Genomic DNA, 16,183 nt, shown 5'->3' with positions numbered 1-16,183 from the left:
GATGAAACGGGAAGAGCGGCAAACTAATTTCGCTATACTTGTTCCGCTTCCTTTTGGCGCTTTTTCTTAACCAGCATTTCCACGAACGAGCGCTCGGCCATGAAAGACGAGCGCACGAGCGGCGAACTCTCGGCACTATCGAACCCTAAGTTGAGCGCGTAATCTTTATATGCCGCAAATTGATCAGGGTGTACGTATTCTTTGACGTCAACTTGCGCCGGACCGGGCTGCAAGTACTGTCCGATCGTAATCATACGGCAACCCGCAGCGTGCGCATCGCGCAGGAGTTCCTCCACCTCTTCCGGCGTTTCGCCTAAGCCCAGCATAATGCCCGTTTTGGCCAAAAATCCGGCGGCCGCCACTTCCTGCAAGACACCCAAACTGTTCTCATACGTCGCCCTGCTGCGGATAGACGGCGTCAGGCGGCGAACGGTTTCCAGATTGTGGCCTACAATGTCCGGCCGCGCCTCTAATACAGTGCGCAGTTCCTCGCCGCGATAGTCCGGAATCAAGACTTCAATCACCACATCCGGATTGGCAGCTCGTATGGCGCGAATCGTCGCAGCCCAGTGGCCCGCTCCCTTGTCGGGAAGGTCATCGCGGTCAACGGAAGTTATCACACAATGTTTTAGCTCCATCAGCCGAATGCTGCGCGCCACTTTTTCCGGCTCATTCGGTTCGGGCGGAAGCGGTCGGCCCGTAAGCGTGGCGCAGAAGCGGCAGGCCCGCGTACAGCGGTCGCCGAGAATCATAAACGTAGCCGTACCACATTTCCAGCAGTGCCCTTTATTCGGACATTTTCCGCTGGAGCAAATCGTATGCAGTCCGTTTTCCTCTACCGTTTTTTCGACGAAGCTAAACTTTTCTCCGCCTTCTATCTTGCTATAGAGCCAGCGCGGTTTGCGCAGATAGCTCCCGCGTTTTATTTTGTCGTGTTCCATTTCTCTAAATATACGCTTGTAAATTACCAAGCTTGGATAAGTCTTGCAAAGATACATTATTTTTTACGTTCTGCTCAAACTCCCCGCCGATAAAGTGCGGCTACAGTTGCCGGCGTGGCATTTGCCCGTGGACGCAGTTTGTTTTTCCTTGCTGACAGGCAGCCAACGACTCATCAATGTCGCGACGCTGCATCGTTTGCTGCCGCCAAACAATGGTTTGCTGCCGCCAAACGATGATTTGCTCCCACCAAACGATGGTTTGCTCCCACCAAACGATCGCTGGTGGCTGCATTTTCGATTCATTATCAAACTATACAAGTCCACAAATCGCAGCGTTTGCAGGGCCGGTTGCAATCTTTTCCGCGCCGCCGCAGACGGCTTTCTTCGCCAATACTTTGTCCGCGTTCATAAGCCGATGCTGATGCGCTGTCGTCCCGCTTCGGCCGACGCCTTGGCGCGAAGAAAAGAGAGAAAGAATTGGTCGTGTTGTGTGCTTTACCTAACTTTGAAGGCTGAATGGCAGACATGTTAGCATACGAGTTTTTCAGAAACGCCCTCCTTGGCGGCTTGCTCGTCAGCATCCTTTGCGCGATGGTCGGCACTTACGTCGTCACGCGCCGCATGGTGATCGTTGGTGGCGGCATGGCCCACGCTTCGCTCGGCGGCGTGGGATTGGGTGCTTATCTGGGCTTCTCTCCGCTGCTAGGTGCCGCGCTTTTTGCCGTATTTTCCGGTTATAGCATCGATTTTCTCAGTCGGCGCAATGTGCGCGAGGACGCGGCCATCGCCATGCTTTGGACGCTCGGTATGAGTTTGGGCATCTTGTTCGCCTATCTCACGCCCGGCTTTATGACCGATTTGCCCTCCTATCTTTTCGGCAATATCCTCTTCATCACGCACGAAGATCTTTGGCTCCTGCTCCTGCTCGTGGTTGCCGTAGGCCTGTTCTTCGGCCTCCTGCTTACGCCCATCGTCACCATAGCTTATGATCGCGATTTCGCCGTCACGCAGGGCTTGCCCGTCAGATGGATCGAGGCCTTGATGATCCTGTTTATGGCGCTCACGCTCGTCGTTTCGCTGCGTATGGTTGGGATCGTGTTGGTCATATCTTTGCTGTCAGTGCCGCAACAGACGGCCGCCATCTTCTGCCGCACGTTTCGCAGTATGATGCTTTGCGCCGGTCTCTTTGCCTTTTCCGGTATCGTTTGCGGCTTATGGGTCGCCGCTCTGCAAAATCTGCCCGGCGGGGCGTGTATTACGATCTGTATGATCCTGCAATACGGACTTTGTCGCTTCATCAAAGCAATAAAAACAAGGAAAATAAGTTAGTATAGTCATCAACCCTCGTTGTTCGTAAGGTGAAAAAGATTATAGCGCTCCTGATATTGGTCGTTCTTCTCGTTGGATGCTCAACGAAGGAGAACACGGCAAGCACGCGTTTTTGGCAATCCTTTACGACGAAATACAATACCTATTATAATGGGCACGAAGCCTACAAAGAGGGCTTGCAATCAAAGGAAAATACGAACAAAGACAATTATACCAAACTCCTGCCCGTATTTCTCGTGGGCAATGAAGCCTCGCGAAGTGCCGGGAGCGGGCAGTTTGACGTCACCATTGAGAAGTGCGAAAAAGCGATTCGAACCCACTCGATCAAGCGTAAGCCCGTCTTGAATGCCAACAAGACCCGCACGCCGGAAATGAAGGCTTACTTGAAGCGCAAGGAGTTTAACCCCTTCCTCAAAAATGCTTGGTTGCTGATGGGTAAGGCGCAGTTTCAGAAAGGCGACTTCCTCGAGGCTGCATCTACCTTCTCTTACATCACACGCTTATACGCAGCCGAACCCATCGTGGCCAACGAAGCCCGCTTGTGGATGGCGCGCTGCTATGCCCAACTCGATTGGTTCTATGATGCGGAGGATGCGCTCAATCGCCTGCACCGCGACTCCATACCCGGACGCTTGCAGCGCGAGGTTGAGACGACGCAGGCAGATCTCCTCTTGCGCCAAGCGCGCTATGCGGAGGCCTTGCCGCGACTCCGACTTGCTGCAAAGCGTGAACCGCGCCGCTTACTTAAAGCTCGCCTCTACTATTTGCTGGGCCAACTCTGCCGGCAGCAGGGCCGCAACGACGAAGCCTATAAAGCCTTGGGGCGCTGCATTAGTTTGAGTCCGCCTTACGAATTAGCCTTCAACGCTCGCATTCTACAGACTGAAGTCGTGGCTTTTCAAGCCGTCCCTGTCGGCCAATCGGATTCGCTCCGCAGTCCGTCAGACCGCCTGCCGGCGATTAGTACACGCGCCGCTTCGGAAGGGATGATCAGACGCCTCCGCTCAATGGCGCGGGCCGACAAGAACAAAGATTATCTCGACCAAGTTTATTATGCAATGGGCAATATCTACTTGGCTCGGCGCGATACGACAGCTGCGATCACGGCGTATGAACATGGGCGAACGAAAGCGACGAAAGCGGGACCTGAAAAGGGATTGCTCTTGCTGCGACTCGGTGAGTTGTATTGGGATCGTGAGCGCTTCGACTTGGCGCAAGGGTGCTACACGGAGGCACTTGCGTTGATAGATAAAAAAGGTGCGGACTACGAACTGACAGAAAAGCGCACGAAGGTTTTGGACAAACTTGTGCCGCATACGAGTGCGATACAGTTGCAGGATAGTTTGCAGGCCTTGGCCGTAGCTCCGGAATCAGAGCGCAATGCTGCGATAGACCGCGTCATAACTGCCTTGAAAAAGAAAGAAGCCGCGGAGCGCCGCGAGCAAGCTGAGGCTGAACGGCAGCAGGATGGGGGATCGGATTTTGCAAGTGAAACGCCGTTGCGGCCGAGCTTAAGGCGCTCGACGCAGAGTCAGGCCTTCTATTTTTATAATCCGATGCTCGTAGCGCAGGGTAAGCAAGATTTCGCGCGGCAATGGGGCCGGCGTAAGAATGAAGACTATTGGCGCCGCTCGCAAAAGGCCGCCGGCGCTTTCCTTGGGCCCAACGGCGAAGTGAATCCAAATGCCGACAGCTTGAGTCAGGCTGCTGATTCCTTGGCTGCGGATACGGACGAACAAAAACTAAAACCGGAGGACGATCCGCACAATCGGGCGTATTATCTAAAGCAACTTCCTTTCACGGAAGAGGCAAAGGAGGCCTCAAACTTAATCTTGCAGAACGCGCTCTACAATGCCGGCGTCATTGAGAAGGATGATTTGACCGATTTTCCTTTAGCTGCGCGCACGCTGGAGCGACTTGTGCGCCACTATCCTAAGTTTGATCGCTTGCAGGACGCTTATTATCAGCTCTATCTCTTGTATATGCGCTGGCAGAAGCCGCTTGAGGCCGAGCAATACAAGCGTCTGCTCGTCGAACACTTCCCCGACAGCGCGATTAGCAAGCGCTTGCAAGATCCAAACTATTTGCACGACGCGCAATTTGCGGTGCAGTTCGAGGATTCCTTGTATGCCGCTACTTATAATGCGTATCGGAAGGGCGATTTCGCGACCGTCGGCGCCAACTTCGAACGCTCGACGCAGAAATATCCGGATGGGGCAAACCGCGACAAGTTCTTGTTTGTTCAGGCTTTGACGCGCTTGAACCGAGGCGAATACAAATCGGCTGAAGACGCGTTGTCGACGCTCGTCAAGCAGTATCCGAAGAGCGAACTTCAACCTATGGCGGAACAAATCGTGAAAGGCCTGCAAGCAGGACGGAAAGTTGGATCCGGCGGTATGGACTTCGGCGGCCTATGGGCGCTTCGTAATGCGCCGAACGACTCTTTGAGCGCGACGAAAAACGGAAAGGCGCCTACGTTTAATGGGAACCGACGCGCCAACTTCTTGTTCTTGGTGGCTTATATCAGAGATTCGCTCGACGACAACCGTTTGTTGTACGATTTAGCCCAGTTCAATTTCTCTAATTTCTACGTTCGCAATTTCGATATATTGAAGCAAAATATGGCGCTCTACGCCGGCGAGCTCTACAACTTGAAAGGCAAGAACGCGGAGAAAGAGCGCAGTCGCGTACTCAACGTTGTTACCTTCTCCGTAAGCGGATTCAGAAGTTTTGATGAGGCGCACCGCTACGCACAAAGCGTATTCAAGTCGCCGGCATTGGCTAACCAGTTGCGTCGTACCCACGTTTATCTGATTTCAGACGAGAATCTGGCGCTGATACCTCGAGTCTTCAGCTTCGTAGACTATCAGCGGTTCTACGACAAGGCGTTTGCGCCGCTTAAGCTCAATACTGATTTGCCGCTGGATGAGAATTATGCGCCCGGCAGTCAGCGTTATGAAGACAAGATCAATCCGATCTATCCTAAAGTCGTGAAACAGACGGACCAAAAAGATAGTTTGCAGACTGCAAAACCCGGTTTGCCGACCGAAAACGTCGATTCCGTTGCGACCAAGCCTGTAATTATCTCCGATACAGATAAGAGTTATCCCGAGAAAGACAACGTTAATTCTGTTGAGAAGGCGTCGAAGAAGGAGGCGCGTCAGGTAGAACCTGAGCAGAATCAAACTGAACCGTCGAAGGATAAGGCTGAGACCACGAAGGATAAGACCGAACAAAAGCAAGATAAGCAAGAGCCGGCTAAGGACAAGGCCGAACCCACGAAAGATAAGACCGAACAAAAGCAGGATAAGCAAGACCCTGCTAAGGGCAAGACCGATCCGCAGCAGGACAAGGCCGAACCTGCTAAGGGTAAGACTGAGCAAAAGCAAGATAAGCAAGAGCCGACGAAGGATAAGCAAGAGGCCGATCCGAAGGCTGAACCCGCGAAGCAGAAGCAAGAACCGACGCCTCCGCCTCCGCCTGTCGTCCCCGAAGATGATGATAGCTATCCGGACGATCCGCCCGCGAAGACGGAGAAACCGGTAAAGCAGGAAGAAGAACAACAACCGGCTAAAGAACCGGCTAAGCAACAGCCGGCGAAGCAGCAAAAGAAGGGCACGCCGACAAAGAAGACGCCGGCCAAGACGAAGCCGCAGCAGCCTGCAAAGCAAAAGACGACTGATCCGACGCAAAAGAAAGAGACCAAGAACCAAGATAAACAGTCTGAAACGCCGAAAAAGGATACTCCGCAAAAGGAAAATCCGCAAAAGCAAGAGGACGATGGCGAATGGTATCCCGCATAGCAACCACAAACTAAAGAGACGAGATATGAATAATCAGTATGTTGTAGGTATGGGTGAAGTTCTTTTCGATCTTCTCCCCGCCGGCGCCGCCTTAGGTGGCGCTCCCGCCAACTTTGCTTACCACGCCCGCCAACTGGGGTTGCGTAGCTGCGTCGTAAGTGCTTTGGGTGATGACGACTTAGGCCGTTTGGCCCAACAACTGTTGGCTGATAAAGGCTTAGAGGTCAGTTTGCAGATCGTACCCTTCCCAACCGGCACGGTCGAGGTCTCGCTGGATGCCGAGGGAGTTCCTTCTTACCAGATCTTTGAGGGCGTGGCGTGGGACAACATCGCCTTTACGCCCAGTTTGAAGGAGTTGGCGCGCGATACCGTCGCATTCTGTTTTGGCAGTCTCGCACAGCGTAGCGACGTATCTCGGCGCACGATCAACCGCTTCTTGGAAGAAATGCCCGTGGAGAGTTGCAAAATTTTCGATATCAACCTTCGCCAACACTTCTACAGTGCCGGCGTTATCGAAAGTTCGCTGAGAGCCTGCAATATCTTAAAGATCAACGATGAGGAACTTGAAATCGTATCCCATTTGTTCCAATTGAAAGGCAGCATAGCTGAACGTTGTCGCCAGTTGGCCGAGCATTTCTCCATCAAGATCGTCGTTTTGACTTGCGGCATCCAAGGTAGTTACGTCTTCACGGCCGGCGACGAAAGTTTTCTTCCCACCCCCTGCGTAGAAGTGGCTGATACGGTAGGCGCGGGCGACTCCTTTACCGCCGCCTTTGTCGCTTCTTTCCTTTGTGGGCGCGATATTCACTTCGCCCATCGCTTGGCTGTCGACGTCTCCGCCTTTGTTTGCACGCAGCATGGTGCAATGCCCATTTTGCCGGCGAAGATTCGCACCTGCTTAAAATGAGATACAACTGCCCTTAGTGGCAGGTTTTTATGCTGCCGACTGCATTTCATCAAGCCGCATCTATGGCGCGCCTCTCGCACGCCTTACGCATAATCACCTCTTCGCGTTTGATAATCGCAGTATCGTTAAAGCGGCCTACATTTCAGTGAAAATGTAGGCCGCTGCTTTGTTCTTGTGTTGCGCCGCCTTAATCTGTACGTGCGCACCTTTGGCTTTTGGTGGTGCAAAGATCGGCTCTGCAGGTTTTCTATCACGAGCGCAAACCTTTTTTGTCGTGAGCGTAAACCTTTTTTCTCACGAGGTGAAGCCTTTTTTGTCGTGAGAAAAAACTGCGTGCGCCAATTTTTCGCGCGGTCAATGATGATGCGCAGCGGTGCAAAATGGAAATGTTGTACGTTGAAAATCAGTTTGCCACTTCCCTAAAAAAGACGGAAGCATAGACCGTTCGTGTTTTTTCGGGGCGTGATGACACTTCGCAGTAGTGCCGCCAAGCAGAGGCTTCACATTTCAGGACAGCCTCTTATTTGATTGGGTTGAGAAGGGGAGTGTGAGGGGCGATTTTGTCGGTAGGCAGGCCTAAGACTTTGCCGATTGATTGCCAGAAGGCGGGAGATCTGCAGCGGTCGGCGCCGATTGAGCCTCAGCAGGCGGTAGAGGTGCTGGCGTGATGGATTGCAAGAAACGGCGCACGTCGGCTTGCACACGGAGGTAAGCCGGGCAAGTCGTGTAGCCCGCCTGTCGCCTCAGCACATCTTCAATCGGGAGTATGCTGTGGCGATAACCGGCAAGTTCGTTTTGCTCTTGCGTATAATGTACGGCCAAACGGTGAATTTCGCGCTCCCGCTCCTTGCGTAGCGTGTCGCAAATGCCTTGCAAGAGTGGCGCAACGACACCTTCAAACAAATCGTGACCACGCATATATAAATATGTATGGTCTTCGTCTAAGCCTAAGCGCTCCAACTCCTCAGATAATGGTTTGTAGGTGGATTTTGCTTCGGGAAACTGCTGCTGCAAACGGGCTATTTTTGCGTTGACTCTGCGACGTAAGGCTGCGATTGTGCGCTCGGGGTGAAAATAGTCGAGACGCGTGAGCATCACGATGTGATAAAAATCGAGCATGGAAAACTGCGGGTAATAGCCGGTGCGATAACACCAGATGTTCCATATGAACAAGGGATAAATAGCCCGTGAATAGTCGGTCAGAAAAGCCTCGAAGTCGAAGAGATGGTGGTCGTTGAGTGTGGCCATAACGCAAGCTGCGTGGAGCGAAGGGGCATAGCATTGATAGTTTTCAATAGCATAGACGTAGGTATGAAAGACATAAGGATTGGTACACAGGATTCTTGAGGTGAGCGTTGCGCCTTGCAGGGCATAATCATAGTCGGCATCGACGCAGGCTATCATATACTTACCCAATTGCGGCCCCAGCTCGTTTTGCAGTACGGTCTTCTTGCCCTTGCGCAAAGAGGAGCGCGAGGGGAGCATAATCTCAAAATAATAATGCTCGCTCTCGAGCGGCTGTAGCAGGTTTCGCCAGAAGCTGACATCGTCGAAACTCTCGACATAGGCGATGATTCGGCGCCGGCGGTGCTTGCCGTCGAGGCGATTCATTGCTGCTATGTAGTCGGAATTGAGATTGCGCGAAAGACGTTTGGCCATAAAGCATTCAGTAAGAGGAGTAACAGGACGTGGCGATGGAGTTGTTAATGCTTATGCCCGTTGAGCGTAATGTCGGATACTTCCGTGACGGCGTCTTGCCAACCATCCATGATTACAGCGGGCGAGTGTGTGGTCAGGATAATCTGCGCTCGCGGATTTAGTTCGCGCACGAGGGAGATCAATTGCTTTTGCCACTCGAAGTGTAAACTGGCTTCGGGTTCGTCCATAAAGAACACGTAGGGCTGGCGGTCCTCCGTCAGGGCCGTTAAGAGGATGAGAAGAATCTGTTTTTCGCCACTGGATAAGACGTAAGGCGAAAGCGTCTCGTCGTATTGCTGAAATTGCAGTTCGTTGCTTTGTCGGTCTATCGTTTTTCCCGTTTCTGCAAACAAATCATCAATCATGTCTTGGAAGCGCGTCTTGATCTTTGCGGCTTCTTCTGCCTCTTGGCGCGCTTCGGGGCTGCCCTTGGTGAGCAAAGCTATCATTCGGTTGCCCACATTTACCTGGTAGTCGAGATAACGCCGCTGCAAGAGGTATAATTGCCAATCAAGCTCGGTCCAAAGCTTTTGGTCCGTGATCTTGGAAAGTGCCTCGCTCTGCACGATCTGGCGATCAAAACTGCGAATCAGGTCATAGCGGACGCTGTCGGCGCTTTGTGGATGAAAATCAATGCGCACGCCTTGTCGCGTGACGTGTTGTAGTTCGCCCGTTTGCGGCGCTTCGTGCAGATAATGCACGAGTTTGTTGAGGATCGTGCTCTTTCCTTCGCCGTTTCTTCCGCTTAAGACGTTTACATCCGGACGCAAGGTCCAAACAATGTGCTTCCTGCCGCTCCAAAGGCTGGTGATGTCTACTTTTTTTATGTATTCGGCGTATTTCATAATAGATTTTGTTGCAGAATTGTGGGTCAATGGCTCTTCTCTGTTTGATTTTAAGCCCTCAAAGCGAAGATACGAGTTTTTTTTGTCGTTGTAAAGTTTTTAGATGGAAAAACAAAGAAAGATTTTTAATGCGTGCCCATTTCTCATTCATCAGTCATATTCTTCAAAAAGAAACTGCGAGCTGTAAAATGTTTTTGTATTTTTGCCACTTAAACATAAATTTCTACACGCTCAGTAAAGCCTGATTAGTTATATGAAAAGAATAGTGTCCTTACTTCTGCTGCTTTCTGCTTTCTTAATGGTGCAGGCGCAACGCTATCAAGTACAAGGGTCGGTCGAAAATGCGCAAACGATGGCCAAACTCCCTTATGTTTCGATCTCAATTTTGCAGCAAAGCGACAGCGCCTTTGTCAGAGGTGCACTGACGGATAGCCTTGGGCAGTTTGTAATCCATATGGATCAGCCCGGAAGTTATCTCGTGCGGTTTAGTTATACGGGCTACGAAGAGGCACTTCGCTACATTACGATCAATGATCACAACGAAACGGCTGATTTGGGCATCATAAGTATGAAGACGGAGGAGAATACGCTCGCGGCAGCCATAGTTTATGGACGCTCAGCCCGTATGCAGCAGATCGGAGATACGACGCAGTTTAACGCTTCCGCATATCGCACGCCGACAGGCTCGACCGTCGAAGCGCTGGTCAAGCAGTTGCCGGGTGTAAGCGTGAGCGACGATGGCACCATTCGATGGAACGGAAAAACAGTCAAGCAATTCTTACTCAACGGTAAGGACTTCTTTAAAGGAGATACGAAAACGGTGATGAAAAATCTGCCGACGGACATCGTGGGCAAGATTAAAGCGTATGACAAAAAGAGCGACTACGCCCAACAAACGGGAATAGACGACGGAGAAGAGGTGACGGTGCTGGATATTTCGACTAAGAAGGCGCTCAACGATTCTTGGATTACAAATGTTGATCTTGGAGCCGGGAATCACGGACGCTATTCGGATCGTTTGTTTGCTACGCGCTTTACGGATAACAGCCGAATCTCGCTCTTTAGCAGCCTGAACAACACAAATGACCAAGGCTTCGGCGGCCCGCATTCGTTTGGCGGGAATAAAGGCTTGACGGCTTCAAAAATGGTCGGCCTCGACTTTTATTGGGACAACAAGATAGAGCAACAAAAAGCAGGGCACTTTGAAGTAGAAGGAAATGTACGCTATTCGCATCGCGACGTAGACTTAAATTCTATTACTTCGACGGAAAATTTCCTAACCTCGGGCGGAACAAGCTCTTTCGTAAATGGAAATCAACACAGCTACAGCCACACCAACAGCTTTTGGGCTAATGCTGAGTTGCGTTGGAACCCGGATTCATTGACGTTTATTGGAATAGAACCCGGTTTCAGCCATAATGCAACCCGCAACAACGGAAAATCGCGCTCGGCAACGTTTAATAAGAATCCGTACACTTTCGCCGGCGTCGAGAATCCTCTTGATTCTATCTTTAGCAATCACAATACAATCCTGACCCCCATTGCTGTCAACCGCAACTTCTCGGAAACGTTCAGCCACGGCAATACAAATACCGCCAATCTTGAGCTTCATCTCGTTCGGCGCTTTGCTCGCAAGGGCCGCAACGTGAATTTGCGCTTGAATGGAGAATATACGCACGCCAACAGCAAGCGTTTCAACGTTTCAGATATTACTTATTATACCGGAAAGCCCGCAAGTTTCCTCAACCAATACGAAACCTCGCCGACTGAGAGCTATGGCTACAGCGCCCGCTTCGGTTACGTAGAGCCTTTAGGCAAGAATTGGTACGCCCAAGTGCGTTATGAATATTCTTATAAGTACCAAGACGGTCGCAGATCCCTCTATGACTTGGATAAACTTGACCCGCTGACTTACGGGAACGCAAACGCTTACCCGCGCCTTGGCACTTTGCCGACCGATGCGCAGATTTTAGAAACCGTGCGCGATTTAGACAACAGCCAGTATGCCACCTACCGCTACTTCAACAATAGCGTAGATTTGGATCTTCGATATGATACGAAGAATATTCGCTTCTATGCCGGTGTTTCTTTCGATCCGCAGCGCACGAAGATGCAATACACTCGCCCAAGTCAGCTCGATACCCTCATAACGCGCTCTGTCTTTAACGTATCTCCGACCTTGCGCTTCCGTTATCGCATGTCCAAGACCAATTCTATCGACATCCGTTACCGAGGTAAAGCCGGTCAGCCGTCAATGACCAATTTGCTCGACGTCGTCGACAATTCCGATCCGCTTAATATCTCGATGGGTAATCCCGGTCTCAAGCCCTCTTGGACCAATACCTTGCGTGCGTCCTATTATGGTTATAATCCGGCGCGCCAAGCCGGCATTATGGCCCACCTATCCTTTGCACATACGACCAATTCCATCAGTACGCGCGTCATCTACAACGATGCTACGGGTGTGCGCTACTCACGTCCGGAGAACATAAACGGTAGTTGGGACTTAGATGGTACGTTTATCTACAACTTTAGTTTTGGTAAGAACAAACAATTCTCCTTAAGCACCTTCACCGATGTTGAATTCCGCAACGACGTGGGCTTCATTAGTCGCATCAGTTCTCCCGCTTTGGCGCCCGCTTTGTTCCAATCGCTGCTGCGTCCCGCTGCATCCATCAAAGCCAACCCGCGTGCATCCTATTATAATAGTGTGTTCGACTCTACGCCGGCTGTTAAAAATTCCGCGCGGAGCTTAGATATTCGTGAGGACCTCAATTTTACGTATCGCGCCTCCTTCTTTGATATTGGCTTAATCGGCACTTTAGACTACGAACATACGCGCAATTCGCTTCAGACGGCCGGTAATCTGAGCGCTTGGTTGTACGCTTACGGCCTTTCGGGCAATATTTCCTTGCCTTGGGGTATGACTGTTTCTTCCGACATCCAAATGAGCAGTCGCCGCGGCTATGTTGATCGCGCGATGAACACAAACGAGTTGTTGTGGAACGCACAAATCGCGCAAGGCTTCTTACATGATAAGTCCTTGACCCTAAGCGTGCGTTTTTATGATCTGCTTCACCGGCAAAGCAACGTGAGTCGGAGCGTCACAGCTCAAATGCGGCGCGACTCTTGGATCAATGCTGTCAACTCTTACTTTATGATTAACCTCAGCTATCGCTTGAATATCTTCAACGGCAAGGCCGGTAGCCGCGAGAAAGGCGAAGGCGGCCGTCGACGCGGTCAGTTTCCCGGCCCTCCTCTCGGCGGATTTGGCGGCGGACATCGCCGTTAAGTCTGCTTGCAGCGTAAGTACTGACACATTATATAATATAAGGAGGGCTTTTGAGGCTCTCCTTATCTGTTTAGAACCGAAGGTGCAAAGCTAAGCGCAGCATAGTTTTTTACGATAAAGGAAGAATAAATCCTTAAAAATTTCCCTGTTTTCGCCGAAATTCGTATTTTTGCACCGCTTTTCCCGCGCCCACTATCCGGAATCAAAGTGGCCGGACACGACGTGAGGAACCGACATATCAACAAATAAATCCTACAAAACAATGGTCGATTTAATCAAAGTTGCAGAAGAAGCTTTTGCTGCGCAGCAAGAAAGGCCGTCTTTCAAAGCCGGCGACACAGTAACCGTAGCATACAAAATTGTCGAGGGTAACAAAGAACGTATTCAGTTGTATCGTGGTGTTGTTATCAAAATCAAGGGTCACGGCGACAAGAAGCGCTTCACCGTTCGCAAAATGTCAGGTACGGTAGGTGTAGAGCGTATTTTCCCGATGGACTCTCCCAGTATTGACCGCATTGAAGTCAATAAGATTGGTAAAGTACGCCGTGCGAAACTCTACTATCTGCGCAAGCTCACAGGTAAGAAGGCACGTATCCGCGAAAAACGTACCAACCTCTCAGACGCTAAGAAATAAAAGTGCTCAACAACGACGATATAAGCCACGGCATCCGTAAGGGTTTTTGCCGTGGCTTTATTTTTGTTGCCACTCTCCGAAGGCTGCCGGCTACCATCTCACTTTTGCACGAGTAGAAGTGCTTCCTGAAGTAAAAAATCTGCTTCCTGCACAGATTTTTTAGGAAATAGTTTGCGCAAAACGGAAAAACCAGTATCTTTGCACTACTTTTCCAAGCGGGAAGAGTTATTATGGTGCATGTAGTTCAGTTGGTTAGAGCGTCAGATTGTGGTTCTGAATGTCGTGGGTTCGAGTCCCATCTTGCACCCTTCTAAAGGAGTCAGCCGCGCGTTGCCTCCTTTTTTGTACCCCCTCGTTTCTTTTTCTTTACTCGCCCGGTCCTCTTTTTAAGGCTCGTCTGCGACCCATCAAGGTTGCCCAAACGTCCGCTTCCACCCTCTTGGTATGTCGGAAGATCGAAAGGTTGCCGATGGCGCGGCGCAATGGGTCGTCGGCTGACCGGCGTCTTATGCTTCTCCTCGTATTTCGTGCTCCTTCGTCCCCATGATCACTCAGCAGACAAGGTAGTTACAGGCGCGAATATTCTACTGCCGAGGTTTTTTATCGTGAGGTGAAACCTTTTTTCTCACGATAGCACACCTTTTTTATCGTGATGTGAAGCCTTTTTTCTCACGATAACAAGCGCCGCAACTCCCTTTTCGCCACTTGCAGGACTTTGTCTGCGCCGTATTTTTCCGGCCATTAAAGTCTATTATCGCACCTTCGTTTTTGCGCTGTGCCATTTTCGGCGTGCTAAGCCCAAACTTCCGCACCATAGCCAAGCGGGAAGTATGCGCCGACGCGCCGTGCGGATTGATATTTAGACCTGCGTTGTCCTTATCCCCAAAAGAGTTTTGTAATCGAAGGACAAAAGAAAAAGGAATTTCGACTATTGCGCCGAAATTCCTTTTTGCTGCTCATCAAAGTCTATATATCCGTCTTTGTCTTTGCGCCCTAATCTTGTTCGGGTGAGATGATTTCTTCTACTTTGTCAATGATCAGTTGGGGCAAAATGTCGCGTAGACAGCGGAAATCACCATATCGACACGGCGCATTGCCGAAGATGGAGCAGGGGCGGCAATGCAAGTCTTGTTGTACTACGTTTTCCTCCGCTTGATGATAGCCCATAAAGCCGGCAAACGGGTGCGTCTGCCCCCAAATGCTGACTACCGGACAGCCTACGAGCGAGGCCAGATGCATATTGCCGGAGTCCATCGAAACCATAGCGTTTAGTCGCGCCATCAATTGGAGTTCTGCATCCAATCCTTTCAGTATGTCGCATACGAAAACCAATCTTTCAAAGCCTTTGCCCCAAGTTGGGCGTAGCATTTCCATCTCCTTCCTGCTGCCAAAGACGAACAAGCGTCCGTGGGAATGCAACTCGAAGTAGAGCTGCACGACCTCCGTCATTTGCTCTAAAGGGTAAATTTTTCCCTCGTGGGCTGCAAAGGGCGCAAGGCCCAGCCAAGGTTCGTGCAGGGTGTCGGTGGAGAATGGGAAAGGGAGATGCAGCGCATCGCCACCCAACTTTAAGCGTTCAAAGTTGAGCTTTACGGGTAGGCCAAGGCGTGCTAAGGTTTCCGCATAAAGCGCAAACGAGGTGGGTAGTGGGCGAAAGATTTTGTGCTCCACGAGCAGGCGCTTCTCGCGTCGGTGCTTGTCGATCACGGCTAAGCGCTTGCCGCGCAAACGCAGAAAACAACGCAGGATTTTTGTGCGTAAGACGTCGTGCAAATCGGCCACGGCATCGCAATCTTGAAAAGGCGCTGTGCGCGAGAGTTGCCATAGGCCGCGCAGACCGCGATATGTTTTGCGAATGTCGGCTCCGAAGAATTGCACATTGGGCGCTATGTGCTTGAAAAGCGGGGCAAGGAAAGGCTGCGAGGCAACGGTAATCTGCATTTGCGGATACTGCGCAGCCAAGGACGCGACAACCGGAACGGTCATAGCGACATCGCCCAGGGCGGAAAAGCGCAAGATCAGCAGGCGACGAGGATGCTTAACTACCGACGAGGCAGGCATAGTGCAAAGTGGGTGGGTGGGGCAAACTTTTATTTGCCTTTTGCGCCGTAGAGTATGGGATTGGTTGCCGGATCGTTGTACATCTTCATCTGTTTGTAGAGCTTCATGTACTTACGCCCTTCGGCAATGTCCGTGAGCAAGGTATCGAGTGCACTGCTCAAATCCTGCTTTTGCTCACGCAAGACGACCAGTTTCGCCTGGCAACGCTCGCGGTGTGCAGCATCGGCTTCCTGACGCGAAACCTGCTCCTCCATATGGTAGATCTTGAGGTAGAGGATGCTGAGTCGATCCACGGCCCACGCCGGCGTTTCGGTGTTGAGTGTAGCCCCATCGAGCGGGCGTACATCCTTGTACGTCTCCAAAAAATAATGATCGATCTGCTCCACAAGGTCGGTGCGGTCCTGATTACTCTTATCAATGCGGCGCTTGAGCGCGAGGGCCTCAACCGGATCTATGTTCGGGTCGCGTATAATGTCCTCCATGTGCCACTGCACTGTGTCGATCCAGCACTTACGATAGAGCGCGGCTTCGATCGTATTGGCCGGGTGAGGATTTACAAAGTCTGCGTCTATATTATCTGTCTTATGGTAGTCGTCAACCGCGGTGCGGAAGATTTTCCAAGCCTTTTCGGTGAATGTCATAGGGCACTAAGCGTATAATATGTTTTATTGGA

At 51.2% G+C, this 16,183-nt stretch carries 11 protein-coding genes and 1 tRNA gene; 7 read left to right on the top strand and 5 right to left on the bottom strand.

Annotation, left to right across the window (positions count from 1 at the left end):
• Positions 1-32 precede the first annotated feature (32 nt).
• Entirely contained in the window at positions 33-941 is a 909-nt protein-coding gene (gene lipA / locus GCWU000325_RS02635; protein WP_040599202.1) for a lipoyl synthase, read from the bottom strand.
• Positions 942-984: 43 nt separating this feature from the next.
• Here lipA and GCWU000325_RS12135 point away from each other — a divergent pair, with 43 nt between their 5' ends.
• The 4 genes from GCWU000325_RS12135 to GCWU000325_RS02615 are packed head-to-tail and all read left to right on the top strand — an operon-like array spanning position 985 to position 6,980.
• A complete protein-coding gene (locus tag GCWU000325_RS12135; protein WP_040598804.1) occupies positions 985-1,473 on the top strand; it encodes a hypothetical protein in 489 nt (162 codons plus the stop codon).
• On the top strand, positions 1,458-2,270 hold the full coding sequence (locus GCWU000325_RS02625) for a metal ABC transporter permease (protein WP_006254470.1): 813 nt from the start codon (positions 1,458-1,460) through the stop codon (positions 2,268-2,270). The genes GCWU000325_RS12135 and GCWU000325_RS02625 overlap by 16 nt, the downstream gene beginning before the upstream one ends.
• A 29-nt stretch (positions 2,271-2,299) precedes the next feature.
• Complete coding sequence (porW, locus tag GCWU000325_RS02620) at positions 2,300-6,073, top strand: type IX secretion system periplasmic lipoprotein PorW/SprE (RefSeq protein ID WP_006254469.1); 3,774 nt, start codon at positions 2,300-2,302, stop codon at positions 6,071-6,073.
• A gap of 25 nt (positions 6,074-6,098) precedes the next feature.
• Positions 6,099-6,980, top strand: a complete 882-nt coding sequence (locus GCWU000325_RS02615) for a carbohydrate kinase family protein (RefSeq protein ID WP_040598802.1) — start codon at positions 6,099-6,101, stop codon at positions 6,978-6,980.
• A 576-nt stretch (positions 6,981-7,556) separates the two neighbouring features.
• Here the strand turns inward: GCWU000325_RS02615 and GCWU000325_RS02610 are convergent.
• Both GCWU000325_RS02610 and GCWU000325_RS02605 read right to left on the bottom strand, forming a co-directional pair.
• Entirely contained in the window at positions 7,557-8,639 is a 1,083-nt protein-coding gene (locus GCWU000325_RS02610; protein ID WP_006254466.1) for a DUF4435 domain-containing protein, read from the bottom strand.
• 44 nt (positions 8,640-8,683) lie between these two features.
• Positions 8,684-9,523: an AAA family ATPase gene (locus GCWU000325_RS02605; RefSeq protein ID WP_006254465.1), complete on the bottom strand. Its 840-nt coding sequence runs from the start codon at positions 9,521-9,523 to the stop codon at positions 8,684-8,686.
• Positions 9,524-9,776: 253 nt separating this feature from the next.
• On the opposite strand from GCWU000325_RS02605, the gene GCWU000325_RS02600 reads away from it, so the two are divergent.
• From GCWU000325_RS02600 to GCWU000325_RS02590, 3 genes are all read left to right on the top strand, one after another.
• Positions 9,777-12,815 (top strand): outer membrane beta-barrel protein, encoded by a 3,039-nt coding sequence (locus GCWU000325_RS02600; protein ID WP_006254462.1) that lies wholly within the window; start codon positions 9,777-9,779, stop codon positions 12,813-12,815.
• A 262-nt stretch (positions 12,816-13,077) separates the two neighbouring features.
• Positions 13,078-13,449, top strand: coding sequence for a 50S ribosomal protein L19 (gene rplS, locus GCWU000325_RS02595; RefSeq protein ID WP_006254457.1), 372 nt, complete (start codon positions 13,078-13,080; stop codon positions 13,447-13,449).
• A gap of 232 nt (positions 13,450-13,681) precedes the next feature.
• Positions 13,682-13,757, top strand: a tRNA-His gene (locus GCWU000325_RS02590).
• A gap of 685 nt (positions 13,758-14,442) precedes the next feature.
• On the opposite strand, the gene GCWU000325_RS02585 is transcribed toward GCWU000325_RS02590, so the two are convergent.
• Complete coding sequence (locus tag GCWU000325_RS02585) at positions 14,443-15,510, bottom strand: glycosyltransferase family 9 protein (RefSeq protein WP_006254454.1); 1,068 nt, start codon at positions 15,508-15,510, stop codon at positions 14,443-14,445.
• 29 nt (positions 15,511-15,539) lie between these two features.
• A complete protein-coding gene (locus tag GCWU000325_RS02580; protein WP_006254453.1) occupies positions 15,540-16,151 on the bottom strand; it encodes a DUF4254 domain-containing protein in 612 nt (203 codons plus the stop codon).
• Positions 16,152-16,183: the final 32 nt, after the last annotated feature.

The sequence above is a fragment of the Alloprevotella tannerae ATCC 51259 genome (assembly GCF_000159995.1).
In the GTDB taxonomy this organism is placed as follows: domain Bacteria; phylum Bacteroidota; class Bacteroidia; order Bacteroidales; family Bacteroidaceae; genus Alloprevotella; species Alloprevotella tannerae.
The sequence above is the reverse complement of the archived record's forward strand: the minus strand, read 5'-3'. Positions and strand labels throughout refer to the sequence as shown.